Below are 26,481 nucleotides of genomic sequence, written 5' to 3' on the forward strand. Positions count from 1 at the left end.
CCCTGACCACCAGGAGGAGTTGTGATGAGCATCCGGTCGCGATTGTTGTTGCTGACGTTGCTGGCCACCTTGTTGCCGGTGCTGCTGGGGGCTGCGCGGTTTCTGCAGATGCGGCAAGCCTCGATCGAGGAGGACACCCAGCAGCTGGCGGCGCTGGTCCATCAGCAGGCCGGGCTGCTCAATGAGCGTGTGCTGGGCACGACACAGCTGTTGTACGGGCTGGCACGCGCCGATGACCTGCTACCGGGGGCCGACCGCGCCAGCTGTTCGGCCTTCCTGTCGGAGGTGCGTGAAGCCTATCCCCAGTACACCGGCATCCTGACCATCTTGCCCGACGGGCGCCTGTATTGCGACTCACTGCGCACGGGCCGCGAGCTGGACCTGCGCGACCGCGCCTATTTCAAGGCCGCCGTGGCCGCGCCTGGCGGGGTCGTGCTGGAGCCGGTCTTCGGCCGGCTGACCGGGCTGGCGGTGATGCAAGTGGCTCATCCGGTGCGATCCAAGGAAGGTGAGCTGCTCTTTGTTCTCCTGGCCTCGCTGAACCTGCAGAAACTGGTCGAAGACCGTCCAACGTTCTCGCCGCAGACGCAGTTGTTGCTGCTCAGCGAGAAAGGACAGGTGCTGGCGACGTCGGGCATGGCCGGCGCTGGCAACCCGGCGGGTGCTTCCCTGGCCGACACCGCCCTGTTCAAGTTCATCGGCGCAGGGGGGCGGCGCACGGGTGAGGTGGGTGATCAAGGTGGTCAGGGCCAGGTGTGGGCCGTGGCCGAACACCCGCTGCTCAAGCAGGCCGGCATTCACCTCGCCGCGGGCGTGCCCAAGCACGTGCTGGTGCAGGAAGCCGATCAGCGATTCCGGCAGGATCTGATGTTCCTGGCCGCGACCGCGTTGGTGCTGTTCCTGGCCATGTGGACGGTGGCCGAGGTGAGCATCCGCCGTCAGGTGGACCGCATCACGCACATGGCCCAGCAGCTGATCGGTGGCGATCTGTCGGCGCGGATCGAGGCACCCCTGCCCCGCGGTGAGCTGGGCGATCTGATGGCCTTGCTCAACCAGACCGCACAGTCGCTGGAGCAGCAACGCAGCGACATTGCCGAGCTCAATGCCCGGCTGCAGAAGTCACAGCGCATGGAAGCCATCGGCCAGCTCACTGGCGGCATCGCCCACGATTTCAACAACCTGCTTCTGGTGGTTTCGGGCAGCGCCGAGATGATGCTGGAGGAGGTCACCGGCCACCCTGACCAGATCCAGTTGCTCCAGTCGATCACCAAAGCAGCGCGCCGCGGTGGGGCGCTGACGCAACGGCTGCTGGCGTTTGCCGGCAAGCAGGCACTGGACCCGAAACCGTTGGACCTCAACCGGTTGGTCGCGGGGCTGGACCCCATGTTGCGGCGCACGCTGGGTGAACACATCCAGATCGAGCTCATCCGTGCAGGCGGCCTGTGGCCAGCGCTGGTCGACCAGAGCCAGCTCGAGAACGCGCTGCTCAACCTGTGCCTGAATGCGCGAGATGCGATGCCCGGCGGCGGTCGTCTGACGATCGAGACCGCCAATGTGCGGCTGGATGAGGCGTACGCCGCCCGGACGGGCGACATACCGCCCGGCCAGTATGTGATGCTGGCGGTGTCCGACACCGGTCAGGGCATCGCGCCCGAGCACCTGCAGCGCGTCTTCGAGCCATTTTTCACGACCAAGGAAACAGGCAAGGGAACGGGGCTGGGTCTTTCCATGGTCTACGGTTTCGTCAAGCAGTCGGCAGGCCATGTCGCGATCTACTCCGAGCTTCTGCAGGGCACCAGCGTGAAGCTGTACCTGCCGCGTGCCAGCGGTGCTGCTGCTGTCTTTGCCACGGCCGAGGGTGAAGACAGCATTGTCGGCGGCAGCGAAACCGTCTTGCTGGTGGAAGACGATGATGCGGTGCGCCAAGTGGCACTGACCGCGTTGCGCAGCCTCGGCTACACGGTGATCGAAGCCAACGACGGCCCCTCCGCCATGGCTGTGCTGGAGCAGCGTGACGATGTGCAGTTGCTGTTCACCGACATCGTCATGCCCGGCGGCATGAACGGTCGTGCGCTGGCCGATGCCGCGCGCCGATGGCGTCCGGATCTGAAGGTGCTGTACACCTCGGGCTACACCGAAAACGCCATCGTTCACCAAGGGCGGCTGGATGAAGGTGCGCTGCTGCTGAGCAAGCCCTACCGGCGCATCGACCTGGATCGCGCGGTCCGCACGGCGCTCGCTCAGAAAACAGTCTGAACAACCATCCGAACGCCCGTGTCGATGGCGAGCACTTGGCATTCCCTGTGGTTGAAGCGGGGAAACGCAGCGGCACGAGGCGGGTGGTATCGTCAGATTCGCTCGGTTCGTACCTGCCAAGTCCTGCTGCTTCAAACACCATGCTCTACGCCACCCTCAAACTGCTGCACATCCTCGCCATCGTCGTCTGGATCGGCGGCATGGTCTTCGCCCACTTCTTCCTGCGCCCGGCCGCGATGTCGCTGGAGCCGCCGCAACGCATCCGCCTGATGCACGGCGCGCTGCAGCGCTTCTTCGCGGCCGTGCTGGTGGCCATCGGGGTCGTGCTGGCCACCGGCCTGTGGATGATCGGCCGCGCCGCCAAAGACTCGGTGCAGGCGGGGCTTGGCTTCAACATGCCGCTGGACTGGACCCTCATGGCCACGCTCGGTATCGTGATGATGGGCATCTTCGGCCACATCCGCTTCTCGCTGTTCAAGCGCCTGTCGGCAGCGGTCGCGTCGAGCGACTGGCCCGCGGGTGGCGCCGCACTGGCGGGCATCCGCACCTGGGTGAGCGTCAACCTTGCCATCGGCGTGGTGATCATCGTGATCACGCTGCTGATGGCTTGAACCCTCAGGGCTTGCCGACCACCACTTCGCTGATCTGGATCACCGGCGTGATGTCGGTGTAGTTGGGGATGTCGCCCATGATTTCCTGGGTGTGCGGGCCGAACGAGGTCTGGAAGTCTTCGACGCTGTCGAAGAACAGGTGGCCGCTGGCGGCGTAGGTCGGCGCCGAGCCGGGGGCCCCGCCGGCCATCCCTTTGTCCACCGTGTAGTACTTCAGCGGCGCGCCCAGCCGGGCCTTCACCAGCGGCATGTGCTTGTCGCGGTAATAGGCGTGGTCGAAGTGGGTGCCGGGGCCGTTGGGGTACATCACGCTGACTTTGATCATGGTTGTCTCCAGGGTTGCCCGGTCACGTCGCCGGGTCGGCGCCATCGTGCACCCGGCGGCGTTTTCCGGCAAGCGCGCCCCCGAACGCCAGCCGGGTCACCGGGGGGAGGACGCTGGCTGGCCTTTCAGGCGCGTCCACAGCTGGGACAGGGCGGCACCGACATCGGGCCGCTGGCTCATGTGCCGGGCCGGCACCGAGCCCACGGCGGCCAGCGGGCCGAGATCGAAGTTGAAGGTGTAGTCGGGCTCCTGGCCCATGCGCAGGTCGGTGATGCGCAGCTGCCCGTCGGCCGCCGTGGCCAGGCGGTAGAAACCGTGGGTGAACGCGGCCAGCCGCGCCACCGGCTCGGCCTGACCGTGCTGCGCCATGAGCTCGGCGCCGCGCGGGTGGGCGGTCCAGCGCACGGTGGGCGTGGCGTCCATGAACGAGTAGAAGCCCTCGTGGTACTGGGTGGGCGTGGTGGCCACGAGCCGCCAGAGCACGGTGTTGAAGGGCGTCGGTGTGACCAGCAGGCCCTCGGCCTCGATGCCGGCCTGTTGCAGCGACGCGCGGGCGATGCGTTCCACCTGCCACTGCGCGCCCACGCCCCAGGCCAGGTAGGCCGTGCTGAGCACCAGGCCCGCCGCGTTCCAGCGCAGGCCGTGCGCGAGGTCTTTCATGCGCAGCGCCGCGACCGTGCCCACGATCAGCGGCAGGGTGTAGGCGAGGTCGATGATGAAGACGCTGCCCACGCCGTAGGGGTGGTTGGTGAACGGCAACAGCAGCTGGGTGCCGTAGACCGTCATGGCGTCGAGCAGCGGGTGGGTGATGAGCACCAGCCAGAGCGCGAGTGTCCAACGTCTGAACAGTGCTTTTTCTCCGTGCAGTCGCGAGACCAGCCAGGCCAGCAGCGGCGCGAACAGGGTGAGGTAGAACAGGGCATGGCTCTCGGCGCGGTGCAGCACCATGTTGAGCATGTCGTCGCCATGGTCGATGAAGGCGTCGAGGTCGGGCAGGGTGCCGGCCACCGCGCCCCACACCGCCGCCTTCCAGACGGCGGTGCGGCGGCCCAAGGTGGCCACGGCGACAGCGGAGCCGAGGGCGATCTGGGTCAGTGAATCCATGCGGGGAGCTTAGAGGTTGGCGGGAAGCAGTCGCTGTTGAGGGGCATCAAACGGGTACCAACAGGGCTCGCACCGGCGCGAGATGCCCGAACCCAGAACGCGGCGGAACTGGCTTCGCCAGGCCGGGAGCAAAGCCCCCTGGGGGGCTGAGGGCCGCGGCTCCAAGCCTGCCTGCGCAGGCTTGGACTGCCCGAAGAAGCATCGGCTCTGACGATGCTGCGGCCTGCAAGGCACGCCGCAGGCGGCGCGGGGGGCTACACCGCTATCACGATGGGAAACTCGGCCCGCAGCCCATCGGCGCCAGGCACGAACGGGCGCGTGAGCGCGGCCTGCCCCTGTTCCCCCAGGCGGCGCCAGAGCCCGTCGCGCGCATTGCCCGGGTCGCCGGCGACATAGAACTGGGTGGTCAGCAGCTCCTGGCGGTCGAGCCGGACCTTGACGTGGATGTGCGGCGTGCGCCCGCTGTAGGGCGCGGGCCTGAGAGTGCGGAAGCGGTAGGCGCCGTCTTTGCCCACGGTGATCCGCCCGAAGCCCTGGAAGGCGGGGTCGGCGCGGCCGCCGTCGCTCGGGTGGTGGTAGTGGCCGTCCTGGTCGCACTGCCAGATCTCGACCACCGCGCCGGCCAGCGGCACCCCGCGCGTGTCGGTCACCACGCCCTGCACCCAGGCCATCTCCCCCTTGCGGTAGCTCGCGGCGCCGTTGCGCAACAGGTCGAAATCGGTGTCGGCAGGCAGGGCCACGGGGTAGAACGGCCCCTCGGTCTGGCCGGGCGTGGGTCGCAGGGGCGTGCCCTGCGCGAGCGCGGGGGTGAGCCAGACGGGCGCGGCGGTGGCGGCGATCACGCCCGCGCCGCGCACGAGCAGGGAACGGCGGGAGGGGAGGCTGTGGGTGGTCATGGCGGGCTCCTGTCGCTGAAAGGGCGGCCCGCGGCCGATCAGGCGCCGGGCGGTTGAAGCGCCAGCGCCACGAAGCGCACGCTGTGGTCGTCCGGATCGCTGGGGTTGGCGCTCTCTTGGAAGCCAAGTGCGCGCGCAAGTTCCAGCATGGCGCGGTTTTCGCGCAGCACGTTGCCCACCAAGCGCTGCGTGCCGCGCGCGCGCAGGTGGTCCATCATCTTGTGCATGAGCTTGTGGCCCAGGCCCGAGCCCTTGAGGTCGGAGCGCACGATCACGCCGAACTCGGCGGTGTGGTTGTCCGGGTCCACGGTGGCGCGCACCGTGCCCAGGGTTTCTTCACCGTCCCCCGCGATGTGGCGGGTGGCGATGAAGGCCATCTCGCGCGCGTAGTCGATCTGCGTCAGCCGTGCGAGCTCGCTGTGTTCGATGCTGCGCCGGCTGTAGAACACGCGCAGACGGATGTCCTCCGGGTCGAGCTTCTCCAGAAAGACGCGGTGCTGCGCTTCGTCTTCGGGGCGGATGGCGCGCAGCGTGACCGGCTGGCCTTTCCAGTCCCAGGTCTCGCTCAGCTCGGCCGGGTAGGGCTGGATGGCGAAGTTCGCCGCGCCGGCCGGCCGGTTCGCCGAGACGCGCACACGGGCGTCGAGCGCCACCGCGCGCTCGTGGTTGACCAGCAGGGGGTTGATGTCGAGCTCGGCGATCTCCGGCACCTCGGCCAGCAGTTGCGACACGCTCACCAGCACCTGGGCAATGGCGTCGATGTCGGCGGCGGGTTCGTCGCGGTAGCCCTTCAGCAGCCTGGCGATGCGCGTGCGCTGAATCTGCGCCAGCGCCAGCGGGGTGTTGAGCGGCGGCAGCGACAGCGCGCGGTCGGCCAGCACCTCCACCGCCGTCCCCCCCGCGCCGAACAGGATGACCGGGCCGAAGGTCGGGTCGACACTGGCGCCGACGATGAGCTCGTGGGCATGTTTCAGTCGCACCATGGGCTGCACGGTGAAACCCTGGACGTCGGCGTCGGGCCGCAGCTCGCGCACGCGCGCCAGCATGCTGGTGCAGACCTCGCGCAGCTCGCTCGCGTTGCCGATGTTCAGCCGCACGCCGCCCACGTCGCTCTTGTGGCTGATGGCGTGCGAGAGGATCTTCACCACGACCGGATAACCCAGCGCGTCGGCGGCGGCCTGGGCCTCGTCGGCGCTGGCGCCGATCACGCGCGTGGGCACGACCGGCAGTCCGGCGGCGCCGAGCAAAGCCTTGGCTTCGGGCTCGGTGAGCAGCTCACGGCCGTCGGCCAGCACCGCGTCGACGATGGCGCGGATGGCGGGCAGGTCGGTCGCGTGTGCGGCGCTGCGCGCGGGCGGCGTCTGCAGCAGTTCCTCCTGGTGCAGGCGGTAGCTGCGCAGGAACGAGAAGGCGCGCACCGCGTCTTCGGGTGTGTTGAAGTCGGGCACGCCCGCGTCGCGGAAGGTCTGGCGCGCCTGCGCCACCGCCTGGTCGCCGAGCCAGCAGCCGAGCACGCGCTTCGGCTGCGCCGTCACCTGCGGCAGCAGGGCCTGTGCGATCTCGGCGCTGGGCACGATGGCGGTGGGCGCGTGGATGAAGAGCACGGCGCTGTCGGTGTCGTGCGCGAGCGCGTCGAGCGCGGCCACGTAGCGCGCGGCGGGCGCATCGCCAATGATGTCCACCGGGTTGGCGCGCGACCAGTTGCCGGGCAACACGGCGTCCAGCCGGGCGAGCATGGCGTCGTTCAGCTTCGTGAGCGGCACGCCGAGCGCGGCGGCCTCGTCGGCCGCCATCACGCCCGCCCCGCCGCCGTTGGTGAGCACGGTGAGCGCGCCCGAGGGCCCGTCGCGAAAGCGCGCCAGCGTTTCTGCGGCGAGGAACAGGTCGGGCAGGGTGAGCACGCGCAACATGCCCGAGCGCGCGATGGCCGCGTCGAACACCGCGTCGGAGCCCGCGAGCGCGCCGGTGTGCGATGCGGCGGCCGCCTGGCCCGCGCTGGAGCGCCCGGCCTTGACCACGATCACCGGCTTGTTGCGCGCCGCAGCGCGCGCGGCCGACATGAACTTGCGGCTCTCGTCGATGGACTCGATGTAGAGCAGGATGGCACGGGTCTTGGGATCGCTGCCGAGGAAATCGAGCATGTCGCCAAAGTCCACGTCGGCGCGCTCGCCGAGCGAGACGAAGTGCGAGAAGCCGATGCCACGCGACGCGGCCCAGTCGAGCATGGCGGTGACCAGCGCGCCCGACTGCGAAACGAAAGCCAGCTCGCCCGGCAGGGCGCCAATGTGCGCGAAGCTGGCGTTCAGCCCCAGGTGCGGCACCAGCAGGCCGATGCAGTTGGGCCCGAGGATGCGCAGCGTGTGAACCCTGGCCGCGTCGAGCATGGCCTGCTTGGTGGCCTTGTCCAGCCCAGCGGTGACGACGATGGCCGCGCGCGTGCCGCGCTCGCCCAGTTGCTTGATCAGCTTCACCACGGTGGTGGCGGGCGTGCAGATCACGGCGAGGTCGGGCGTCTCGGGCAGGGCGTCCACATCGGGGTAGGCCGTCACGCCGCCGAGCGCGGCGTGTTTGGGGTTGACGGGGTAGAGCCGCCCGGTGAACTGCTGGTGCAGGTTGTGCCACACCGTGCTCCCCACGCTGGCCGGGCGTTCGGACGCGCCGAAGACAGCGACCGAGCCGGGGGCGAAAAGGGCGTCGAGGTGGCGGATGCTCATGACTTGTCCTGTTTGCCCGAGGACATGAAGGCAATCAGCGCCATGCGCATCGCCTCTTCGACCGTCATGTCCACCGGCGTGGTCCAGTTGCGCGGCACGAACACGGTGTAGCCGCCGATCATGTAGCCCATGGGCAGGTAGACGGCCACCTGGTCGTCCAGCTCGGCCAGGCCCTTGGGCAGGCCTTTCATGCTCTGGCGCGTCACCAGGCCGACGGTGCTGAGTTCGTGGCCCGGCATCTTGAGCAGCACGACCTGCTGCGCGTCCTGTTCATGGGGCGCAAAGTAGTCGGCGAAGTTCTTCAACGAAGAGTAGATGCTTTTCACCACCGGCAGGTTGGTGAAGGGCAGCTCGATGAACGACAGCAGTTTGCCCGTGACGCGCTGCGACATGAGAAAACCCAGCGCCAGGATCAGCGCGGCACCCAGCGCAATGCCCAGGCCCGGCAGGTAAAAATCACCGGTGAGGGGGCGCAGCATCTGCATCGCGGTGCGCTCGGTCCAGGTGACGAACAGCACCAGCACGTAGACCGTGATGGCCAGCGGAAGGAAGGTGATCAGGCCGCGAAAGAAGTACTGTGAAAGGCGCTTCATGGGGGGCTCGGGCGGGGTGGGCGGTGTCATGTTTCCAGCATAGCAGCCGGGTGTGCCCGGCGCATGACCCGGCGGGCTTGCATTGGCCGACAATGGCCTTATGTGAAAGTTTGTTTGTCTTTTCAAGGGAACGATGGGCCAAGGTCCGACTCCCTCACACCATGAATGACCTGACCGATTTCGTGGGCCGCGTGTTGCGTGGCCTGATCAAGCTGACGCTGGTGCTGGCCGCGGGCGTGTTCGTCATCAGCTTCCTGCTGGCGGCCATCGTGGTCGTGCTGCTGGTCTCGCTGTGGTCGCTGATCACCGGGCGCAAGCCAGCGCCGGTGGTGATGTTCAGCCGCATGCGCGAACAGTCGCAGCGCTATACGCAAGGTATGTCGCAGGGCGTGTGGCCCGGGCGGGCGCCCGTGGGGGAGGTGGTGGACGTGGACGCCACCGAGGTGTCTGAAGGCGCTGCCCGGCCCGCGACAGAACAGCCCTTGCAGCGCTTGCGCTGAACGCTCAGTCTTCCTCGGCGCCGGCCTGTCGTCGCGCCAGTGCCGCCTGGTAAAGCGCGTTGCGCGGTGCGCCGGTGATGTCGGCGCAGAGCTTCACGGCGGTTTTCACCGGCAGCTCGGCCAGCAGCAGGTCCAGCGTGCGCAGGGTGTTGGCGTCGAACGCGTCGCTGTTTGCGGCGGCCTGCGGGTGCACCAGCAACACGAACTCGCCCCGCGTGCGGTGCGCACCGCCCTGCAGCCAGGCCGGGAAACCGGCGGCGGGCATCTGGGCGATCTCTTCAAACTGTTTGGTGAGTTCACGGCCCACCGTGAGCGGACGGTCGCCGAGCGCGGCCAGGTCTTTGGCCAGCGCCTCGATGCGGTGCGGCGCCTCCAGCAGCACACAGGCGCGGTCGTCGGCGGCGATGGCCTGAACCTCGCGCTGGCGCTCGGCGGCCTTGGGTGAGAGGAAACCGGTGAAGACAAAACGCCCGTCGTGCCCGCCCGTGCCCGCCACGCTCATCAGTGCGGTGATGCTGCTCGCGCCGGGCAGCGGCACGCAGCGATGCCCGGCCGCGACCACCGCCGCACACAGGCGCGCGCCCGGGTCGCTCACGCCCGGTGTGCCGGCGTCGCTCACATAGGCCACGCGCTGGCCGTCGCGCAGCCGCTGGATCACGGTCTGCGCGGCTTCGGCCTCGTTGTGTTCGTGCAGCGCCAGCAGCGGCTTGTGCAGGCCGTAGCCCTGCAGCAGGCTGGCGGTGTGGCGCGTGTCTTCGCAGGCCACGGTGTCCACCAGCGACAGCACGTGCAGGGCGCGCAGGGCAATGTCGGCCAGGTTGCCAATGGGCGTGGCGACCATGTAGAGCGTGCCCTGCGGATAATGCTGGTGCGCTGCGGCGTCGCTGGCGGCGGCCAACAGGGAGGGAGAAACAGACAATGTGGTTATCCAGAAAACCAGTGAATCCGTCGGCTCCGACGGGCGCTGTCACCACCAAACGCCGGGGCGACGCGGCCGAAGACGCGGCGCTGGACCATTTGCAGCGGCAGGGGCTCAGGCTGGTGCAGCGCAACTTCAAGTCACCCGGTCGCGGCGGTGGCGAGGTCGATTTGATTATGCGCGAGCGCGACGGCACGCTGGTGTTTGTGGAGGTGCGGCAGCGCGCCAGTGCGAGCCACGGCGGGGCCGGCGGAAGCATCACGGCGGTGAAGCAGCGGCGCATCGTGTTCGCCGCGCGGCACTTTCTGATGCGACTGGGGTCAGAGCCTCCATGCCGCTTCGACGTGGTGCTGATCCAGGGTGGCCCGGACGATCGCATCGCCCCCGAATGGCTGCGCGGCGCCTTTGATGCACCCGCAACCTTTTGATACCCTGCCCGCCGCTATCATCGCCCCATGCTTCTGCAACGGATACAGCAACAATTCATCGACAGCGCCGACCTGAAATACCAGTGCGCGCAGTCGCTCGCCCCGGTGGTCGAGGCGGCCACAACCGCCGTGCTGGCCAGCGTCACCGGCGGCGGCAAGGTGCTGTCGTGCGGCAACGGCGCTTCGGCGGCGGCCGCCCAGCACTTTGCGGCGAGCTTCATCGGCCGCCACGAGCGCGAGCGTCCCGAGCTGGCGGCGTTTTCGCTGTCGGCGGACGCGTCGGTGATCACTGGTCTCACCAACGATTTTGACGCCCGCGTGGTGTTCGCACGGCAGGTGCGCGCGCTCGGGCAGGCCGGCGACGTCCTGCTCGTGCTGTCGACCACCGGGAATTCGCCCAACGTGGTGGCGGCGGTGGAGGCCGCTCACGAGCGCGACATGACCGTGGTGGCGCTGACCGGCGCCCGCGGCGGTCGCCTGGCGCAACAACTGCGCGACACCGACGTGCACATCTGTGTGCCGACCGACGTGCCGGCACGGATCCTCGAAGTGCAGCACCTGGTGCTGCACTGCATTTGCGACGGCGTGGATGCCCAGTTGCTGGGCCTGCCCGACACCTTGTCCAACGAAATGGAGAACCCCGCATGACACATTCACGCTTCCCGGGCCGCCTGACGGTCGCTGTCCTGAGCCTGGCCGCCGCTGCCGCCACCCTGTCGGCCTGCGCACCCCTGGCCGTGGGGGGCGCCGCCCTCACCGGTGCCATGGTGGTCGGCGACCGTCGCAGTTCGGGCGCCCAGCTCGACGACCAGGGCATTGAATTGCGCGCCGCCAACCGCCTGCGCGACCAGATGGGCACGCGTGCCCGCATCAACGTGACCAGCTACAACCGCCGCCTGCTGTTGACCGGCGAGGTGGGCAATGCCAACGACAAGGCGCTCGCCGAGACCGTGGGCAAGCAGGTGGACAACGTGCTCATGGTCTACAACGAGCTGGGCATCGCCAACAGCCCGAGCTTCACCGAAAAGGCCGAAGACTCGCTGCTGACCGGCAAGGTCAAGGCCGGCCTGCTGGACACCAAGCAGATTTCGACCAACTCGTTCAAGGTGGTCTCCGAGCGCGGCACGGTGTACCTGATGGGCCGCGTCACGCAGCGCGAGGCAGACATCGCCACCCAGGTGGCCCGCACCACCAAGGGCGCCCAGCGTGTGGTGCGCGTGCTGGAAATCATTTCGGAAGAAGAGCTGGCGAAGATCAAGTAACCCCCCGCGACGCAGGTAACGGTCCACCCCCTCCGCGCTGCGCGCGACCCCCTCAAGGGGGCGATGCGAGTGGCCCGGCGAAGCCGGTTCCACCGCATCCTTGGGTTAAAACATTTCGCGCCGGAGAAGGGGCGTACCTTCCTGTTCGCGCTGCACGCCAGCCCTTCATGGACAACATTGGCGTTCGCTGCAAAGCCGATTTCGCAGGGTCTTCGAAACGATTTCCCCTCCGGCGCAGGCTGCCTTCACTCAGGATGCGGTGGAACCGGCTTGGCCGGGCCACTCGCATCGCCCCCTTGGGGGGGGGACGCCGAAGGCGGCGCGGGGGGAGGGTTATTTCAACCGTTTGATGAGGCTGGAGGTGTCCAGCCGGTTGCCACCGGCGGCCTGCACGTCGGCGTAGAACTGGTCCACCAGCGCGGTGACCGGCAGGCGCGCGCCGTTGCGCCGGGCTTCGTCCAGCACCAGGCCGAGGTCTTTGCGCATCCAGTCCACTGCGAAACCGAAGTCGAACTTGTCGGCCACCATGGTCTTGCCGCGGTTGTCGAGCTGCCAGCTCTGGGCCGCGCCCTTGCCGATCACGTCCAGCACCTGGTTCATGTCCAGGCCGGCTTTCTGACCGAAGGCGATGGCTTCCGACAGCCCCTGCACCAGGCCCGCGATGCAGATCTGGTTGACCATCTTGGCGAGCTGGCCTGCGCCGCTGGCGCCCAGCAGCGTGAAGGCGCGCGAGAACGCCATGCCGACCGGTTGCACCGCGTCGAACGCGGGGGCATCACCGCCACACATGACCGTCAGCAGGCCGTTCTGCGCCCCCGCCTGGCCGCCCGAGACCGGGGCATCGACAAACGCCAGTCCCAGGGCTTTCGCGGCGGTGTACAGCTCGCGCGCCACATCGGCCGACGCGGTGGTGTGGTCCACGAACACCGCGCCCTGCGCCATGCCGGCGAAAGCGCCATCGGCCCCCAGCGTGATCGAGCGGAGGTCGTCGTCGTTGCCCACGCACGAGAACACGATGTCAGCCCCCACCGCCGCCTCGCGAGGTGTGGCCTGGGCGCCGCCACCGAACTCCGCCACCCAGGCCTGCGCCTTGGCGGGCGAGCGGTTGTAAACCGTCACCGAATGCCCGGCCTTGGACAGGTGCCCGGCCATGGGAAAGCCCATGACGCCCAGGCCGAGAAAAGCGACCTTCTTCGGCGCAACAGATTCGTAGGTTTTGGAGGCGATGCTGCTCATGGGGGATGTCTTTCGGAAAATGCTTTGGATCTGGTGCAGCCGGAACGAGGTGACCGAAACCCAGAACGCGGCGGAACCGGCTTTGCCGGGCCGCACCGCGTTGCCCCCTTGAGGGGGTGACGCGCCCTAAGGCGCGGCGCGGGGGTGTTTCTCTAGACAATCGTCATGTGCTCGGTGCCCGCCGCCAGGTCCACCGTCTTCGCCCGCTGGCTGTTGAGCTTGATCTGCAGGCGCAGGTCATTGAGCGAATCGGCGTTGCGCAGTGCGTCTTCAAAGGTGATGAGGTTGGCTTCGAAGGCGTGGAACAGCGCCTGGTCAAAGGTCTGCATGCCCATGTTGGTGCTCTTCTTCATCACTTCCTTGATCTCGGCCACCTCGCCCTTGAAGATCAGGTCGGAGATCAGGGGCGAGTTCAGCATGATCTCGACCGCCGCGTGGCGACCCTTGTTGTCCTGCCGGGGCACCAGCCGTTGCGAGATCAGTGCGCGCAGGTTGAGCGACAGGTCCATCAGCAACTGCGCGCGCCGCTCTTCGGGGAAGAAGTTGATGATGCGGTCGAGTGCCTGGTTGGCGCTGTTGGCGTGCAGGGTGGCCAGGCACAGGTGACCGGTTTCCGAGAACTGGATCGCGTGTTCCATGGTTTCGCGGTCACGGATTTCGCCCATCAGGATCACGTCGGGTGCCTGGCGCAGCGTGTTCTTCAAGGCCGCTTCCCAGCTGTCGGTGTCCAGTCCCACCTCGCGCTGGGTGATCACGCAGTTCTTGTGGGCATGCACGAACTCCACCGGGTCTTCGATGGTGATGATGTGGCCGTGGGTGTTCTCGTTGCGCCAGTCCACCATCGCGGCGAGCGAGGTGGACTTGCCCGAGCCTGTGGCGCCCACCAGGATGCACAGACCGCGCTTGGAGAGCACCACGTCTTTCAGCACCTGGGGCAGGCCGAGCTTGTCGATGGTGGGCAGCACGGCGGGGATGGTCCGCATCACCATGCCGACCTTGCCCTGCTGGATGAAGGCGCTCACGCGGAAGCGACCGATGGCGGGGGGCGAGATCGCAAAATTGCATTCCTTGGTGCGCTCGAATTCGGCCGACTGCTTGTCGTTCATGATGGCGCGGGCCAGGGCCAGTGTGTGCACCGGGTTGAGCGGCTGCGGCGAGACCTTCACCACCTTGCCGTCCACCTTGATGGCGGGCGGAAAGTCGGCCGTGATGAACAGGTCGCTGCCGCCCCGGCTGAGCATCAGCTTGAGCAAATCGTTGATGAACTTGGATGCCTGATCGCGTTCCATGAGGTCTTACCCTTTTGTTTTCCGACTGTTCAAATCTGCCAACTTGGCGATGCCTTGAGCCGTGAACGCGGTGGAACCGGCTTCGCCGGGCCACTCGCGTTGCCCCCTGGGGGTATGCGGCTACGCGCAGCGAGCAAGCAACGGGGGGGGAGCCACGTCTACCCTGGGAAATTTTCGGGAATCTTGGCCTTGCTGCGCGCTTCGGCCGGGCTGATGACGTTGCGTTTCACCAGCTCGGACAGGTTCTGGTCCAGCGTCTGCATGCCCACACCCTGACCGGTCTGGATCGCCGAGTACATCTGGGCCACTTTGGCCTCACGGATCAGGTTGCGGATGGCGCTGGTGCCGATCATGATTTCGTGCGCGGCCACGCGACCGCTGCCGTCTTTCACCTTGCACAAGGTTTGTGAGATGACGGCCACCAGCGATTCGGACAACATGGCACGCACCATGTCTTTCTCTTCGGCCGGGAACACGTCGATGATGCGGTCGATGGTCTTGGCGGCGCTGGAGGTGTGCAGCGTGCCAAACACCAGGTGGCCGGTTTCGGCGGCCGTCATGGCCAGGCGGATGGTCTCCAGGTCGCGCATTTCACCGACCAGGATGGCGTCCGGATCTTCGCGCAGGGCCGAGCGCAGCGCGTTGGAAAAGCTCAGCGTGTGCGGGCCGACCTCGCGCTGGTTGATCAGGCACTTCTTGGATTCGTGCACGAATTCGACCGGGTCTTCGACCGTGAGGATGTGGCCGTACTCGGTTTCGTTCAGGTGGTTCACCATGCCGGCCAGCGTGGTCGACTTGCCCGAGCCGGTCGGGCCGGTGACCAGCACCAGGCCGCGCGGGCGCAGCGCGAGGTCGCCAAAGATCTTGGGCGCGTTGAGCTGTTCCAGCGTCAGGATCTTGCTCGGGATGGTCCGGAACACGGCGCCGGCGCCCCGGTTGTGGTTGAAGGCGTTGACGCGAAAACGCGACAGGCCTTCGATCTCGAACGAGAAGTCGCATTCCATGAACTCCTCATACTGCTTGCGCTGCGCGTCGTTCATGATGTCGTACACCATGCTGTGGACCATCTTGTGATCCAGCGGTTCGACGTTGATGCGGCGCACATCACCGTGCACCCGTATCATGGGTGGGAGCCCGGCAGACAAGTGCAAATCGGAGGCTTTGTTCTTGACGCTGAAGGCGAGCAGTTGGGTGATGTCCATCCCGGGGTCCCGTGCAGTGTTGGTGTTACAGACTGATTATGACGATCATTTCAGACAATCTCCAAGGGGTTCGGGAGCGCATCGCGCAGGCCTGCACCGCGGTGGGTCGCGATGTGAGCGCCGTCACATTGCTGGCGGTCTCCAAGACCTTTGGCCCCGACGAAGTGGCGGAGGCGATCAAGGCCGGGCAGCGGGCTTTTGGCGAAAACTACGTCCAGGAGGGCGTGGAGAAGGTGCTGGCTTTGCGTGCCACCCACGCCGATGCCGGGCTGCAGTGGCACTGCATCGGACCGGTGCAGAGCAACAAGACTCGGCTGGTGGCGGCCCACTTTGACTGGGTGCAGTCGGTGGACCGGCTCAAAATCGCCGAGCGGCTGAGCGAGCAGCGGCCGGAAGGCTTGCCGCCCTTGCAGGTCTGCCTGCAGGTGAATGTGGATGGTGGCGCGAACAAGTCGGGGGTCGCGCCCGATGCGTTGTCCGCGCTGGCCCATGCGGTCGCCGGCTTGCCTGGTTTGCGGCTGCGCGGCCTCATGTGCATTCCCGAACCGGCGCCGGATTTTGACAGCCAGCGTGCATTGTTTCTGCGCGCGCGCGGCTTGTTCGACGACCTCAACGCGCAGGGCCTGAACCTGGACACCCTGTCCCTGGGCATGAGCGACGACCTGGACGCCGCCGTGGCGGCGGGCTCGACCATGGTCCGTGTGGGCCGGGCCATCTTCGGCAGCCGGCCCAGGGCCTGAGAAGGCCTGTTTATTTGGCGGGCGCTGCGGGCATCTGAATCGGTTTGACCGTCCCGCAATCGGCGGCCAGCCACTGCCCCTGGCCGTCGATGGTCATGCTTTCCGGTTTGCCGTTGCGGACCGACTGCATCACCATCTTCATCGTGTAGGCCTTGTCGCCGTTGAAGGTGTAGGTGCCCTCGCCCGACGACGATGGGTTGGTGCAGACGAACTTCATCTTGAGCGCGCTGGCGCTGCGGGAGGTGATGGTGCTGGTGCAGTTGCCCTCGGTCTGGGACGGCATTTCGGCGCGGGCCGCCATCTCGGGCGTGATGCAGACCTTGAGGGAGAAGCCGCCACCTGGGGCCACGCCCATGCCGTTTTTCCCCATCATCGCTTCCATCTGTTTGCGTTGGGCCGGCGGCATGCTGGCCAGCTGCTTCTGCATCTCGGCCATGGCCTTGTCCATCTCGGGGTTGCCGCCCATCTTGCTCTGGACGGCCCACAGGCCGGGCGCCTGGGTTTGCGCGAAGGCGCTCGCGGAACACAGCAGCAGGCAGGACAGCAGACGGGAGGCTTTGGGCATGGAGGGCTCCAGAAGTGGTTTGCTGGGCATTGTCGCCGGCCGATGGCGCTTGTCAAAGGGGCAAGCGGCTGCTGTTCTTCACCTCTTCCATCACCGCGTAGGTGCGCGTCTCGCGCACGCCGGGCAGTTGCCAGAGCACGCTGCCGGCGAAGTCGCGGTAGGCGGCCATGTCGGCCATGCGGGTCTTGAGCAGGTAGTCGAAACCGCCGGCCACCATGTGGCATTCCATGATCTCGTCGCGCACCTGCACCGCGGCCTTGAACTCGTTGAACACGTTGGGCGTGGTGCGGTCCAGCAACACCTCCACGAAGACCATCATCCCGCGGCCGAGCTTGAGCGGGTTCAGCCGCGCTTCAAAGCCCAGGATGTAGCCGTCGCGCTGCAGGCGCTGGGTGCGCGCCAGCACGGCGGTGGGCGAGAGCGCCACGGCCTCGGCGAGCTTCAGGTTGGCGATGCGGCCGTCGGCCTGCAGAACGTTCAGGATGCGCAGGTCGATGCGGTCGAGGTCGTGGGTGATTGCGGTCATGGTCAGTGAATTATCCGGTGATTGACAAAAAAACCACCAGAAATTCACCGAATGCATCGGCACCATCACGGGATTCACCAACCTCCCCGATTCCCGGAGACATCCATGCCCCGCACCACCGACCGCCTGCCTTCCCCCTACCGGCCCGAGACCGCCATCGTCGCCCAGCGCCTCGCCGCGCTGCAGGGCGCGCTGGACTGGGCGGCGGCCGCCCACGTGGCCGCGCCCTGGGTGCGCGCCGTGCGCAAGAACCCGCCACCGTTCTGGGCCATGGAAAGCCTGCTCAAGGAGTACCCGATCTCCAGCGCCGAGGGCCTGGCCCTGATGCGGCTGGCCGAGGCCCTGTTGCGCGTGCCCGACGCCGAAACCGCCATCGCCCTGACGGCCGACCAGCTGGGGCGGGCCGACTTTGACGGCGCCGCCGATTCGACACTGGCGCGGCTGTCGTCCACTGCCATTGCCATGTCCAAACACTTCCTGCCCGGCGCGGGTCAGGAGCCCGGCCTGATGGCCAAGCTCGGCGCCAAGACCGTGGTCGCCGCCACGCTGCGCGCGGTGCAGTTGCTGGGCCGCCAGTTCGTGTTGGGGCAGACCATTGAAGAGGGCATGAAGGAAGCCGCCTCGGCGCGCAAGAAGCTGGACCAGCTGCGCTTCAGCTTCGACATGCTGGGCGAAGGCGCACGCACCGACGCCGATGCGTTGCGCTACCTGGCGAGTTATGAAAACGCCGTCGCCGCGATCGCGCGCACCGCCTACCCGGCACGCTCGCCTGCGCACAACGACGGCATTTCCATCAAGCTCAGCGCCCTGCACCCGCGTTACGAGGATGTGCAACATGAGCGCGTGATGGAGGAACTGGTGCCCCGCGTGTGGACGCTGTGCCGCGCGGCCGCAGCGGCCAACCTCAACCTGACCATCGACGCCGAAGAGGTGGACCGGCTGGAGCTCTCGCTCGACGTGTTCGAGGCGCTGGCGCAGCTGGTGGCCGAACACTGCCCGCAATGGGCCGGCCTGGGTCTGGCGATGCAGGCCTACCAGACCCGCGCGGTGGAGCTGATCGAGCATGTGGCCGCGCTGGCCCGGCAATACAAGATCCGGTTCATGTGCCGCCTGGTCAAGGGCGCCTACTGGGACGCCGAGATCAAGCGCGCGCAGGAGCAGGGCCTGCCGACCTACCCGGTGTTCACCCACAAGCACCACACCGACGTGAGCTACCTCGCCTGCGCGCGCGCGCTGTTGGACGCGCCCGATGCGATCTTTCCGCAGTTCGCCACGCACAACGCGGGCACCATTTCCGCCATCCTGCAGATGGCTTCACGCCATGGCGTGCCGTTTGAACTGCAGCGCCTGCACGGCATGGGCGAGGGCATCTACCGCGAGGTGCTGAAGAACCCGCTGGTGGCCTGCCGCGTCTATGCGCCGGTGGGAGCACACCGCGACCTGCTGGCCTACCTGGTGCGCCGTCTGCTGGAGAACGGCGCCAATTCGTCCTTCGTGCACCAGCTGGCCGACGAGTCGGTGGGCATGGACGAGCTGCTCATCTCGCCGCTGCGCCTGGAGCCGCAACCCTCGCTGCCGCTACCGTTGGATCTGTACGGCGCGAAGCGCGCCAACAGCCTGGGGCTGGACTTGGCGGTGGTCCCGATGCGCGAGCCGCTGCTCACCGCGCTCGCCGGCACGCCGGTGCCCGCTGTGGCCGAGGCGAGCACAGCCGAGGTGGATGCAGCGTCTGCCCAAGCCGTGGCCGCCTTCGCCGGCTGGAACCACACGCCGGTGGCCGAGCGCGCCGCCACGCTGCGCCGTGCCGCCGATGCGCTGCAACAGCAACTGCCGCGCTTCTGCGCCCTGCTGGTGAAAGAGGCGCACAAGACCTGGGGCGACGCGGTGTCCGAGGTGCGCGAGGCGGTGGACTTCCTGCGCTTCTACGCCAACGACGCAGAACGCGTGATGGCGCCGCAGACGCTGCCCGGCCCCACGGGCGAGAGCAACGTGCTGAGGTTGGAAGGGCGCGGCGCCTGGGTCTGCATCAGCCCCTGGAACTTCCCGCTCGCCATCTTCATGGGCCAGGTGGCGGCGGCGCTGGCCACCGGCAACACCGTGCTGGCCAAACCCGCCGAGCAGACGCCGGCGGTGGCGCTCGAAGCCGTGAAGCTGCTGCACGCTGCGGGCGTGCCCGCGAATGCGCTGCAACTGCTGCACGGCCCGGGCGAGACCGTGGGTGCTTCGCTGGTGGCTCAAGCGGGCATCGCTGGGGTGGTGTTCACCGGATCCACACAAGTGGCCAAGATCATCCAGCGTGCGCTGGCCGCCAAGGATGGCGCCATCGTGCCGCTGATCGCCGAAACGGGCGGCATCAACGCCATGCTGGTGGACAGCACGGCCCTGCCCGAGCAGGTGGCGGACGCGGTGGTGCAGAGCGCCTTCCGCAGTGCCGGACAACGCTGCTCGGCGCTGCGCCTGCTGTGCCTGCACGAAGGCATCGCCGACCACGTGATTGAAATGATCCAGGGCGCGGCGAAAGAAATGGTGGCGGGGAACCCAGCCGAGCTGGCGACCGACCTCGGCCCGGTGATCGATGCCGAAGCCTTCGACGGTATCGGCCGCCACCTGCAGCGCCTGCACGCCGAGGCCAAGCCCTTGCTGCCCGCCGCAAGCGCATCGGTCATTCCCAACCTGATCCCGCCGCAGATGTTCGAGGTCAACTCCATCGCCGATGTGAAGGCCGAAATCTTCGGCCCGGTGCTGCAGGTGGTGCGCTGGGGCGGCGACCCGATGGACGTGATCCGCCAGATCAACGCGCTGGGCTACGGCCTCACGCTCGGTATCCAGACCCGCATCGACAGCCGGGCCCAGGCGCTGGCCACGGCGGCGCGCGTGGGCAACGTCTACGTGAACCGCAACATGATCGGCGCCGTAGTGGGCGTGCAGCCCTTCGGCGGCGAAGGCCTGAGCGGCACCGGCCCCAAGGCCGGCGGCCCCAACTACCTGCAACGTTTCTGCGCCGAACAGACGCTGACCATCAACACCACGGCGGCGGGTGGCAACGTGGCTTTGTTTGCGGGGCCGGCGCTCCACTGACCTGGCGTCGACCGGGTGTCGCCCGCATGACCGCGGGCGACCTCTCGATCGCCACAATGCGCGCATGACCACCGTGCGCTCTCCCCTGCAGGCCCAGCTCGTGCAATGGCTCGTCGACACCGGCGACACGGTGCGCGCCGGTGACCCGCTGGTGATCCTGGCAGCCATGAAGATGGAGCACGAGCTGCGCGCCGAATCGGCCGGGCGGGTGGTCGAACGTTTCTTCAGCGAAGGCGAGACGGTGGACGAGGGCGCCGGTCTGCTGCGCCTGGAGCCCATGGTGCAGGTGCGACCGGCTGCCGAGGCGATCACACCCGAACCGGATGGGGTGCCGCCATCCGCTCACCAGCGGGCCGATCTGCAGCGGCTTGCCCAACGCACGGCGCAGACCCTTGACGCGGCACGCCCCGAGGCCGTGGCCAGACGCCACGCGCTGGGCTTGCGCACGGCGCGTGAGAACATCGCCGACCTGTGCGACGACGGCAGTTTCATCGAATACGGTGCGCTCGCGGTGGCCGCGCAACGCAGCCGCCGTTCGGAAGAAGACCTGATCGCGAACACGCCGGCCGACGGCATGGTGACCGGCATCGGTTCGGTCAACGGCCTGATCTTCGGCGCCGAGCCGTCACGCACCGTGGTCATGGCCTACGACGCCACCGTGCTGGCCGGCACACAAGGCCTGCGCAACCACGCCAAGACCGACCGCCTGCTGGGCATCGCGCTGGCCCAGAAGCTGCCCGTGGTGCTGTTCGCCGAGGGCGGCGGTGGGCGGCCGGGCGACACCGACATGCCCATCGTGGCCGGCCTTCACGTCGGCACCTTCGCAGCCTTTGCGCGCCTGTCGGGTCAGGTGCCGGTGGTGGGCATCGCAGCGGGTCGCTGTTTCGCGGGCAACGCGGCCCTGCTCGGGTGCAGCGACGTCATCATCGCCACCCGCCAGAGCAACATCGGCATGGGTGGCCCGGCCATGGTGGAAGGCGGTGGCCTCGGCGTGTTCCGGCCGGAGGACATCGGTCCGTCGGGCGTGCAACACGCCAACGGCGTGATCGACCTGCTGGTGGACGACGAGGCGCAGGCGGTGGCTTCGGCGCGTCACTACCTGTCGTTCTTTCAGGGGCGGGTGAAAGACTGGATTGCCCCCGACGCCCACGCCCTGCGCGACCTTGTGCCGGAGAACCGGCTGCGCGTCTACGACACCCGTGCGGTGATGGCCGGGCTGGTGGATCAAGGCAGCCTGCTGATGCTGCGCGCAGGTTTTGGCGCGGGCATCCACACCGCGCTGGCGCGCATCGAGGGCCGGCCGGTGGGGTTGATGGCCAACAACCCGCTGCACCTGGGCGGCGCGATCGACGCCGATGCGGCGGACAAGGCAGCGCGCTTCCTGCAGCTCTGCAACGCGCACGGTTTGCCGGTGGTCAGTCTGGTGGACACCCCAGGGTTCATGGTCGGGCCGGACACCGAGGCCACGGCCCAGGTGCGCCACGTCAGCCGCCTGTTTGTCGTTGCCGCCAAGCTGCGGGTGCCGGTGTTCTCGGTGGTGCTGCGCAAAGGCTACGGGCTCGGCGCCATGGGCATGACGGCCGGCGGTTTTCACGCCCCGGTGTTCACCGTGGCCTGGCCATCGGCCGAGTTCGGTGCCATGGGGCTGGAAGGCGCGGTGCGGCTGGGGTACCGCAAGGAACTGGAAGCGGCGCCCGAAGGCGCTCAGCGGGAGGCCTTGTTCCAGCAACTGCTGGCACGCCAGCACGACAACGGGTCGGCCATTCCCATGGCCACCACGCTGGAGATCGATGCGGTGATCGACCCGGCCGAGACACGGCGCTGGTTGTCCCTGGGATTGGCGGGGGTGAAGCCCGCAGCGCTCCCGGCGGAACGCTTCATCGACACCTGGTGATGGTTCACCCCGCCATCAGCGGGGCGCGCGGTTCAGACGAGTTCGCCGAAGGACGTGGCGCGAATGCCCGCGCTGGGCGATTGGGGCGCGGTCTGGTTGATGTTGATCCAGAATTCGCACACGTGTTTCATGGCGCTCAGGAACTGCGCGAATTCGGTGGGTTTGGCGATGTAGGCGTTGGTGCCCGCTTCGTAGGCTCGCTGCAGATCGCTGGGTTCGGTGGACGAGGTCAGCACCACCACCGGGATGTTGCGCAGCGTGTCCGAGCTCTTGATTTCCTTGAGCACGCCGATGCCATCGAGCAGCGGCATCTTCAGGTCGAGCAACACCAGCACGGGGTTGCCACCCACACGGTCGGAAAAACCATCACGCCGGTAGAGGTAGTCCAGCGCCTGCATGCCGTCCGACACATGGGTCACCCGCCCATCGAGGCCGTGTCGCGCCAAGGCCAGCTTGGTGAGCTCGGCGTCGTCGGGGTTGTCCTCAACAAGCAGGATGGCTTCGGCGTTCTTGTTCATGGTTCCAGGACGGAGGGGACCGTGTCGTTTGAAGAGTCTGAAGGGCTGCAGCCTTCAAAAGGCAGCGAGAAATGGAACACGCTGCCTTCCCCCTGCTGGCTTTCTGCCCAGATGCTACCACCGTGACGCTCCAGAATGCGACGCGTCAGGGCCAGTCCGATGCCCGTTCCTTCGAAATCGGACGCCCGGTGCAGGCGCTGAAACACCCCGAACAGCTTTTGTGCGTATTTGGTGTCGAACCCCACACCGTTGTCGCGCACGTAGAAGGTGTAGCCCACGGCCGGATCGACGCTCCAGCCGATCTCGATGCGGGCGCGCTCGCGTGGGCGGGAGTATTTGAAGGCGTTGCCCAGCAGGTTGGCCCAGACCTCACGCAACAACAGGGCGTCGCCCTGCACCACCGGCAGATCGGGCGCGATCACCCAGTCGACCACGCGGCCACCGGTGTCGTGGGCGATCTGGCTCACCACGGCTTCCACCAGCATCGCGAAGTCCACCGCAGTGACGTTGACCGCCGAGCGGCCCAGGCGCGAGAACGCGAGCAGGCCATCGATGAGCTGGCTCATGTGGCGTGCCGAGTTGCCGATGGTGCCAAGGTAACGCTGGGTGGTGTCGTCACCCCCGTCGCCAAGGTGTTCTTCCAGCAGGCTGACGAAGCTGGAGATGTGGCGCAAAGGCGAGCGCAGGTCGTGCGACACCGAATACGAGAACGACTCCAGATCCTTGTTCGCCGCGAGCAGTTGCTCTGTGCGCTCGACCACGCGGTTCTCCAGCTCGTCGTTGATGTTGCGCATCAGGTCGTCGAGCCGCTTGGCGTCGGTCATGTCGCGGTTGATCTTGGCAAATCCGCGCAACTCGCCGCTGTCGTCGCGCAGGGCGATCAGTACCGAGTGCGACCAGTACTGGGAGCCGTCCTTGCGGGCTTGCCAGGTGTTCAATTCGTGCTGGCCGCGCGACGCGGCCATGCGCAGCATCTGGTTGGCGTTGGCCACGGCCTCACCCGGTTCGCTCTGCTGAAACAGTATCGCGTAGTGCTTGCCCAGCATCTCGGTCGGTGAATAGCCTTCCATGCGCTGGGCGCTGTCGGTCCAGTCGGTGATGCAGCCTTGCGAGTCGAGGAAGAAGATGCAGTACTCGCGCAGGTTGTCGACCATCAGGCGGAACCGCTGCTCGCTCTCCAGCAGTTCCAGGGAGCGCTCCTTGATGCGGGTCTCCAGTTCTTCGTTGAGCTGACTCACCCTTTCCTCGATGCGCTTGCGGTCGGTGATGTCGATGGCTTGCACGATCACGCCTTGCACCAGGCCTTCGTGGAAGTCCGGGAGGTAGGTCGAGCTGATGTAGACCGGGGTGCCGTCGGCCTTGTTGCGCCAGGCTTCATGGTGCTGTACCTGGCCATCCAGTGCACCTTGCAGCAGTGGACGGCACTCGTTCCATACCGTCGGCGGCAGGCATTCGCTGACATGCAGGCCCAGCATGTTCTCGGGCACCAGACCGAAGTTGTCTCGGTGCTCATCATTGGCAAAGCGGTAACGGAGCATCGCATCCACGTAGGCGATGAGCCCCGGTACGTGGTTGGTGACCGTTTGCAGAAAGCGCTGGCTTTCGCGCAGGGCGATCTCGGCCGATTTGCGCTGCGAGATGTCCACGACCGAGGTGTTGCTGCGCAGGAAGCGCCCCTCGGCATCGCACACCGCCGACGAGGACAGCAGCGCATGAAACACCGTTCCGTCCCGGCGGCGGATCTCGTACTCTGACGCTTCCAGCACTTCACCGCGCATCAGCCGCTGCAGGCGGTCGTCCAGCAGAGCGGTGCGCGAGGGCAGTATGAAATCGCGGAAGCTCTTGATCCCGACCACTTCCTCGCGCCGATACCCCAGCCAGCGCAGCTCGGTGTCGTTGACCGACACATAGATGCCCTGGGGGTCCAGGGAGTGGTATCCACACGGGGCCTGGTTGTAGAGCGTCTGGGCCTGTTGCAGAGCCTCGTTGAGCTGACCGTTGGCACGTTGCACCTGGTCTTCCGAAGCCTTGCGTTCGGTGATGTCCAGCATCTGGATGAACAGGCCCTGAACCTGCCCGTCGCTCCGGTAGGGCGTGTATTCAATGCTGGCGTAGAAGCCGTGGCCGTCGGGGAACCTGCGGGGGGCCTCGACATACTGCGCTTCTCCGGCCAGTGCGGCCTGCAGCAGGGGCAGAGAACCATCGAAGTCTTCGGGTCGGACGATCTCGCTCAGGTGCAAACCCAGCAGACGGTCGGGTGTGCCGTTGTGCCAGCGGGCGAAGCTCGCGTTCGCAAAGCGGCAGATCAGCTGGGGGTCGAAGAATGCCAGCTGGACCGGCACGCTGTTGGTGATGGTCTGCAGGAAGTTGCGTTGAACCTGCAGCGCCTGTTCGGCGGCTTTCCGCTCCGTGATGTCCACCAGGGTGTTGTTGGTGCGGACAAAGCGACCTTCGCTGTCGACGACGGCGGTGCTGCTGAGCAGCGCCACGAAGGTCGAGCCGTCGCGGCGGCGCATGCCCAGCTCGGCCGCATCCAGTTTTTCATTCCGGATCAGCCTTTGCAGGCGATCCTTGATCTGGTCCATAAAAGCCGGCAGCACGTGGTCACGGAAGTGCATTTTCCCGATGACTTCGTCGCGCCGGTAGCCCAGCCATTCGAGTTCGGTGCGGTTGATCGACACGTAGGTGCCGGAGGCGTCCACCGAGTGGTACCCACAGGGTGCCTGGTCGTACAAGGCCTGGGCGTCCTGGAGCGTCCTGCGCATCCGGTCGTTGACCGCGGCGAGTTCGGCGGTGCGTTCGTGCACCCGCGTTTCAAGTTCTGCGTTGAGCCGACGGATGTGCTCCTGCTGCTCGTGCGCTTCGGTGATGTCACGCGACACCACCAGCAACATGACCGGTTTGCCCTGCGTGTCGGTGATGGGGGAGACCACCGTGTCAAACCACTTCGGTGTGCCCTTGAAGGTGTGGGCGAAGGCGGTGTGGCGCGAGCTGACACCCGACTTGGCCCGCATCAACGCGGCCTGAGCCTTCTGCCGGCCCTCTTCCGGCCACCATTGGGTCCAGTCCGAGCCGCGCACCTGCTCAAAATCGTCCACCTCCACCAGCCGGCAGCCCTGTGCCGTCATCTGCAGCACATGTCCTTCCAGATCCAGCACCTTGGTGCAGTCCGCGCTGCTGGCAATGATCTGGCGGTTGAGCTCGTCCTTGATGCGCGCGTCGGCTTCCAGCTGGCGCAGTTGGCTGATGTCCTGCACGAAGCCCAGCTGGCTGACGATCTGCCCGCTCTCGTTGGTCTGGGGGATGTTGCGAGCGATCACATGGGTGACCTGCTCGGTGCCGGGTCGAACGATGCGGAACTCCAGGCTCAGGCTGTCCCCCCGCCCGATGCCGTTGGTCCAGTGTTCTTTCACCCGCTCCAGGTCGTCGGGATGCACATGGCGGAACCACCCAAAGTCGGGGAAGTCCTTCTGCTCCAGTCCGAAGATCTGTTGCAGCATGGCGTCCACATGGGTCAGTGTGCCGTCACGCCCGGTGCGAAACACGCCGATGGGGAACACGGTGCCCAGCGTGGTGAACAGCGCGCCATATTCAAACGGTGCCGTGGCCGCGTCGCTGCCGAAGGCCTTGGGCAAACCGTTGAAAGGATGGGGTGCCGGCTCAGAGGCATGGGCGGGCGGCTGACGCCAGTGGCTCAACTCGGCGCGCAGGGCGGCAATCTCATCGAGCAGCGCGCGCTCACGCTCCGACACCGGCCCGTCCGGAGGTGCCTCCCTGGGCTTGGATCCTGCGGAGGGGTGAATCGCGCTCATGTCATTCCACTTT

At 67.1% G+C, this 26,481-nt stretch carries 22 protein-coding genes; 9 read left to right on the forward strand and 13 right to left on the reverse strand.

Features of this window, described 5'->3' with window-relative positions:
• The first annotated feature begins 24 nt into the window (after window positions 1-24).
• Together IM738_RS23420 and IM738_RS23425 are read left to right on the forward strand one after the other, a co-directional pair.
• Window positions 25-2,256 (forward strand): ATP-binding protein, encoded by a 2,232-nt coding sequence (locus IM738_RS23420; RefSeq protein ID WP_236963418.1) that lies wholly within the window; start codon window positions 25-27, stop codon window positions 2,254-2,256.
• Window positions 2,257-2,396: 140 nt separating this feature from the next.
• A complete protein-coding gene (locus tag IM738_RS23425; RefSeq protein ID WP_236963419.1) occupies window positions 2,397-2,867 on the forward strand; it encodes a CopD family protein in 471 nt (156 codons plus the stop codon).
• Between the two features lie 4 nt (window positions 2,868-2,871).
• On the opposite strand, the gene IM738_RS23430 is transcribed toward IM738_RS23425, so the two are convergent.
• The 5 genes from IM738_RS23430 to IM738_RS23450 all read right to left on the reverse strand — a co-directional run bounded on the left by IM738_RS23430 (window position 2,872) and on the right by IM738_RS23450 (window position 8,529).
• Complete coding sequence (locus IM738_RS23430) at window positions 2,872-3,192, reverse strand: EthD family reductase (RefSeq protein WP_236963420.1); 321 nt, start codon at window positions 3,190-3,192, stop codon at window positions 2,872-2,874.
• Between the two features lie 96 nt (window positions 3,193-3,288).
• Window positions 3,289-4,296 carry a metal-dependent hydrolase gene (locus IM738_RS23435; protein ID WP_236963421.1) on the reverse strand — a complete coding sequence of 336 codons (1,008 nt, stop codon included), beginning with the start codon at window positions 4,294-4,296 and terminating at the stop codon, window positions 3,289-3,291.
• 254 nt (window positions 4,297-4,550) lie between these two features.
• Window positions 4,551-5,192: a protocatechuate 3,4-dioxygenase gene (locus IM738_RS23440; protein WP_236963422.1), complete on the reverse strand. Its 642-nt coding sequence runs from the start codon at window positions 5,190-5,192 to the stop codon at window positions 4,551-4,553.
• 38 nt (window positions 5,193-5,230) lie between these two features.
• Complete coding sequence (locus tag IM738_RS23445) at window positions 5,231-7,906, reverse strand: bifunctional acetate--CoA ligase family protein/GNAT family N-acetyltransferase (RefSeq protein WP_236963423.1); 2,676 nt, start codon at window positions 7,904-7,906, stop codon at window positions 5,231-5,233.
• Complete coding sequence (locus IM738_RS23450; RefSeq protein ID WP_442908462.1) at window positions 7,903-8,529, reverse strand: DUF502 domain-containing protein; 627 nt, start codon at window positions 8,527-8,529, stop codon at window positions 7,903-7,905. Before IM738_RS23450 ends, IM738_RS23445 begins: the two co-directional genes overlap by 4 nt.
• 131 nt (window positions 8,530-8,660) lie before the next feature.
• On the opposite strand from IM738_RS23450, the gene IM738_RS23455 reads away from it, so the two are divergent.
• Window positions 8,661-8,999, forward strand: coding sequence for a hypothetical protein (locus IM738_RS23455; protein ID WP_236963424.1), 339 nt, complete (start codon window positions 8,661-8,663; stop codon window positions 8,997-8,999).
• A gap of 4 nt (window positions 9,000-9,003) precedes the next feature.
• Here IM738_RS23455 and rsmI read toward each other — a convergent pair whose 3' ends face one another.
• Window positions 9,004-9,840, reverse strand: coding sequence for a 16S rRNA (cytidine(1402)-2'-O)-methyltransferase (rsmI, locus tag IM738_RS23460; RefSeq protein WP_442908530.1), 837 nt, complete (start codon window positions 9,838-9,840; stop codon window positions 9,004-9,006).
• 77 nt (window positions 9,841-9,917) lie between these two features.
• Here rsmI and IM738_RS23465 point away from each other — a divergent pair, with 77 nt between their 5' ends.
• From IM738_RS23465 to IM738_RS23475, 3 genes are read left to right on the forward strand one after another with little or no spacing between them, the layout of a single operon-like run.
• The gene (locus IM738_RS23465; RefSeq protein ID WP_236963426.1) at window positions 9,918-10,346 is read left to right on the forward strand and encodes a YraN family protein; all 429 of its coding nucleotides are present in this window, start codon (window positions 9,918-9,920) and stop codon (window positions 10,344-10,346) included.
• A gap of 27 nt (window positions 10,347-10,373) precedes the next feature.
• Complete coding sequence (locus IM738_RS23470) at window positions 10,374-10,994, forward strand: SIS domain-containing protein (protein ID WP_236963427.1); 621 nt, start codon at window positions 10,374-10,376, stop codon at window positions 10,992-10,994.
• Window positions 10,991-11,608, forward strand: a complete 618-nt coding sequence (locus IM738_RS23475; RefSeq protein WP_236963428.1) for a BON domain-containing protein — start codon at window positions 10,991-10,993, stop codon at window positions 11,606-11,608. Before IM738_RS23470 ends, IM738_RS23475 begins: the two co-directional genes overlap by 4 nt.
• Before the next feature lie 333 nt (window positions 11,609-11,941).
• On the opposite strand, the gene IM738_RS23480 is transcribed toward IM738_RS23475, so the two are convergent.
• The 3 genes from IM738_RS23480 to IM738_RS23490 form a co-directional block, all read right to left on the reverse strand.
• Window positions 11,942-12,844, reverse strand: coding sequence for an NAD(P)-dependent oxidoreductase (locus tag IM738_RS23480; RefSeq protein ID WP_236963429.1), 903 nt, complete (start codon window positions 12,842-12,844; stop codon window positions 11,942-11,944).
• 152 nt (window positions 12,845-12,996) lie between these two features.
• Window positions 12,997-14,133: a PilT/PilU family type 4a pilus ATPase gene (locus IM738_RS23485; RefSeq protein WP_236963430.1), complete on the reverse strand. Its 1,137-nt coding sequence runs from the start codon at window positions 14,131-14,133 to the stop codon at window positions 12,997-12,999.
• A gap of 158 nt (window positions 14,134-14,291) precedes the next feature.
• The gene (locus tag IM738_RS23490; protein ID WP_236963431.1) at window positions 14,292-15,335 is read right to left on the reverse strand and encodes a type IV pilus twitching motility protein PilT; all 1,044 of its coding nucleotides are present in this window, start codon (window positions 15,333-15,335) and stop codon (window positions 14,292-14,294) included.
• 38 nt (window positions 15,336-15,373) lie between these two features.
• Here IM738_RS23490 and IM738_RS23495 point away from each other — a divergent pair, with 38 nt between their 5' ends.
• A complete protein-coding gene (locus IM738_RS23495) occupies window positions 15,374-16,075 on the forward strand; it encodes a YggS family pyridoxal phosphate-dependent enzyme (RefSeq protein WP_236963432.1) in 702 nt (233 codons plus the stop codon).
• A 10-nt stretch (window positions 16,076-16,085) separates the two neighbouring features.
• Here IM738_RS23495 and IM738_RS23500 read toward each other — a convergent pair whose 3' ends face one another.
• Window positions 16,086-16,640 carry a DUF3617 domain-containing protein gene (locus IM738_RS23500; RefSeq protein ID WP_236963433.1) on the reverse strand — a complete coding sequence of 185 codons (555 nt, stop codon included), beginning with the start codon at window positions 16,638-16,640 and terminating at the stop codon, window positions 16,086-16,088.
• Window positions 16,641-16,692: 52 nt separating this feature from the next.
• Window positions 16,693-17,166 (reverse strand): Lrp/AsnC ligand binding domain-containing protein, encoded by a 474-nt coding sequence (locus IM738_RS23505; RefSeq protein ID WP_236963434.1) that lies wholly within the window; start codon window positions 17,164-17,166, stop codon window positions 16,693-16,695.
• A gap of 105 nt (window positions 17,167-17,271) precedes the next feature.
• Here IM738_RS23505 and IM738_RS23510 point away from each other — a divergent pair, with 105 nt between their 5' ends.
• Both IM738_RS23510 and IM738_RS23515 read left to right on the forward strand, forming a co-directional pair.
• The gene (locus IM738_RS23510; protein ID WP_236963435.1) at window positions 17,272-20,244 is read left to right on the forward strand and encodes an L-glutamate gamma-semialdehyde dehydrogenase; all 2,973 of its coding nucleotides are present in this window, start codon (window positions 17,272-17,274) and stop codon (window positions 20,242-20,244) included.
• Window positions 20,245-20,317: 73 nt separating this feature from the next.
• Window positions 20,318-22,138: a carboxyl transferase domain-containing protein gene (locus tag IM738_RS23515; protein WP_336886569.1), complete on the forward strand. Its 1,821-nt coding sequence runs from the start codon at window positions 20,318-20,320 to the stop codon at window positions 22,136-22,138.
• Between the two features lie 32 nt (window positions 22,139-22,170).
• Here IM738_RS23515 and IM738_RS23520 read toward each other — a convergent pair whose 3' ends face one another.
• Window positions 22,171-22,656 (reverse strand): response regulator, encoded by a 486-nt coding sequence (locus tag IM738_RS23520; RefSeq protein ID WP_236963436.1) that lies wholly within the window; start codon window positions 22,654-22,656, stop codon window positions 22,171-22,173.
• Window positions 22,653-26,468 (reverse strand): PAS domain-containing sensor histidine kinase, encoded by a 3,816-nt coding sequence (locus IM738_RS23525; protein ID WP_236963437.1) that lies wholly within the window; start codon window positions 26,466-26,468, stop codon window positions 22,653-22,655. Before IM738_RS23525 ends, IM738_RS23520 begins: the two co-directional genes overlap by 4 nt.
• Window positions 26,469-26,481: the final 13 nt, after the last annotated feature.

Origin of the sequence: Hydrogenophaga sp. SL48, assembly GCF_021729865.1 — a bacterium.
In the GTDB taxonomy this organism is placed as follows: Bacteria; Pseudomonadota; Gammaproteobacteria; order Burkholderiales; family Burkholderiaceae_C; genus Hydrogenophaga.

Bases quoted from the DNA above. Each gene is read 5' to 3' on its own strand.
- IM738_RS23480 (WP_236963429.1), bottom strand. From the start codon at position 12,844: ATGAGCAGCATCGCCTCCAAAACCTACGAATCTGTTGCGCCGAAGAAG.
- IM738_RS23490 (WP_236963431.1), bottom strand. From the start codon at position 15,335: ATGGACATCACCCAACTGCTCGCCTTCAGCGTCAAGAACAAAGCCTCC.
- IM738_RS23485 (WP_236963430.1), bottom strand. From the start codon at position 14,133: ATGGAACGCGATCAGGCATCCAAGTTCATCAACGATTTGCTCAAGCTG.
- IM738_RS23420 (WP_236963418.1), top strand. From the start codon at position 25: ATGAGCATCCGGTCGCGATTGTTGTTGCTGACGTTGCTGGCCACCTTG.
- IM738_RS23510 (WP_236963435.1), top strand. From the start codon at position 17,272: ATGCCCCGCACCACCGACCGCCTGCCTTCCCCCTACCGGCCCGAGACC.
- IM738_RS23475 (WP_236963428.1), top strand. From the start codon at position 10,991: ATGACACATTCACGCTTCCCGGGCCGCCTGACGGTCGCTGTCCTGAGC.
- IM738_RS23470 (WP_236963427.1), top strand. From the start codon at position 10,374: ATGCTTCTGCAACGGATACAGCAACAATTCATCGACAGCGCCGACCTG.
- IM738_RS23525 (WP_236963437.1), bottom strand. From the start codon at position 26,468: ATGAGCGCGATTCACCCCTCCGCAGGATCCAAGCCCAGGGAGGCACCT.
- IM738_RS23465 (WP_236963426.1), top strand. From the start codon at position 9,918: ATGTGGTTATCCAGAAAACCAGTGAATCCGTCGGCTCCGACGGGCGCT.
- IM738_RS23440 (WP_236963422.1), bottom strand. From the start codon at position 5,192: ATGACCACCCACAGCCTCCCCTCCCGCCGTTCCCTGCTCGTGCGCGGC.
- IM738_RS23430 (WP_236963420.1), bottom strand. From the start codon at position 3,192: ATGATCAAAGTCAGCGTGATGTACCCCAACGGCCCCGGCACCCACTTC.
- IM738_RS23455 (WP_236963424.1), top strand. From the start codon at position 8,661: ATGAATGACCTGACCGATTTCGTGGGCCGCGTGTTGCGTGGCCTGATC.
- IM738_RS23450 (WP_442908462.1), bottom strand. From the start codon at position 8,529: ATGACACCGCCCACCCCGCCCGAGCCCCCCATGAAGCGCCTTTCACAG.
- IM738_RS23520 (WP_236963436.1), bottom strand. From the start codon at position 22,656: ATGAACAAGAACGCCGAAGCCATCCTGCTTGTTGAGGACAACCCCGAC.
- IM738_RS23505 (WP_236963434.1), bottom strand. From the start codon at position 17,166: ATGACCGCAATCACCCACGACCTCGACCGCATCGACCTGCGCATCCTG.
- IM738_RS23500 (WP_236963433.1), bottom strand. From the start codon at position 16,640: ATGCCCAAAGCCTCCCGTCTGCTGTCCTGCCTGCTGCTGTGTTCCGCG.
- IM738_RS23495 (WP_236963432.1), top strand. From the start codon at position 15,374: ATGACGATCATTTCAGACAATCTCCAAGGGGTTCGGGAGCGCATCGCG.
- rsmI (WP_442908530.1), bottom strand. From the start codon at position 9,840: ATGGTCGCCACGCCCATTGGCAACCTGGCCGACATTGCCCTGCGCGCC.
- IM738_RS23435 (WP_236963421.1), bottom strand. From the start codon at position 4,296: ATGGATTCACTGACCCAGATCGCCCTCGGCTCCGCTGTCGCCGTGGCC.
- IM738_RS23425 (WP_236963419.1), top strand. From the start codon at position 2,397: ATGCTCTACGCCACCCTCAAACTGCTGCACATCCTCGCCATCGTCGTC.
- IM738_RS23445 (WP_236963423.1), bottom strand. From the start codon at position 7,906: ATGAGCATCCGCCACCTCGACGCCCTTTTCGCCCCCGGCTCGGTCGCT.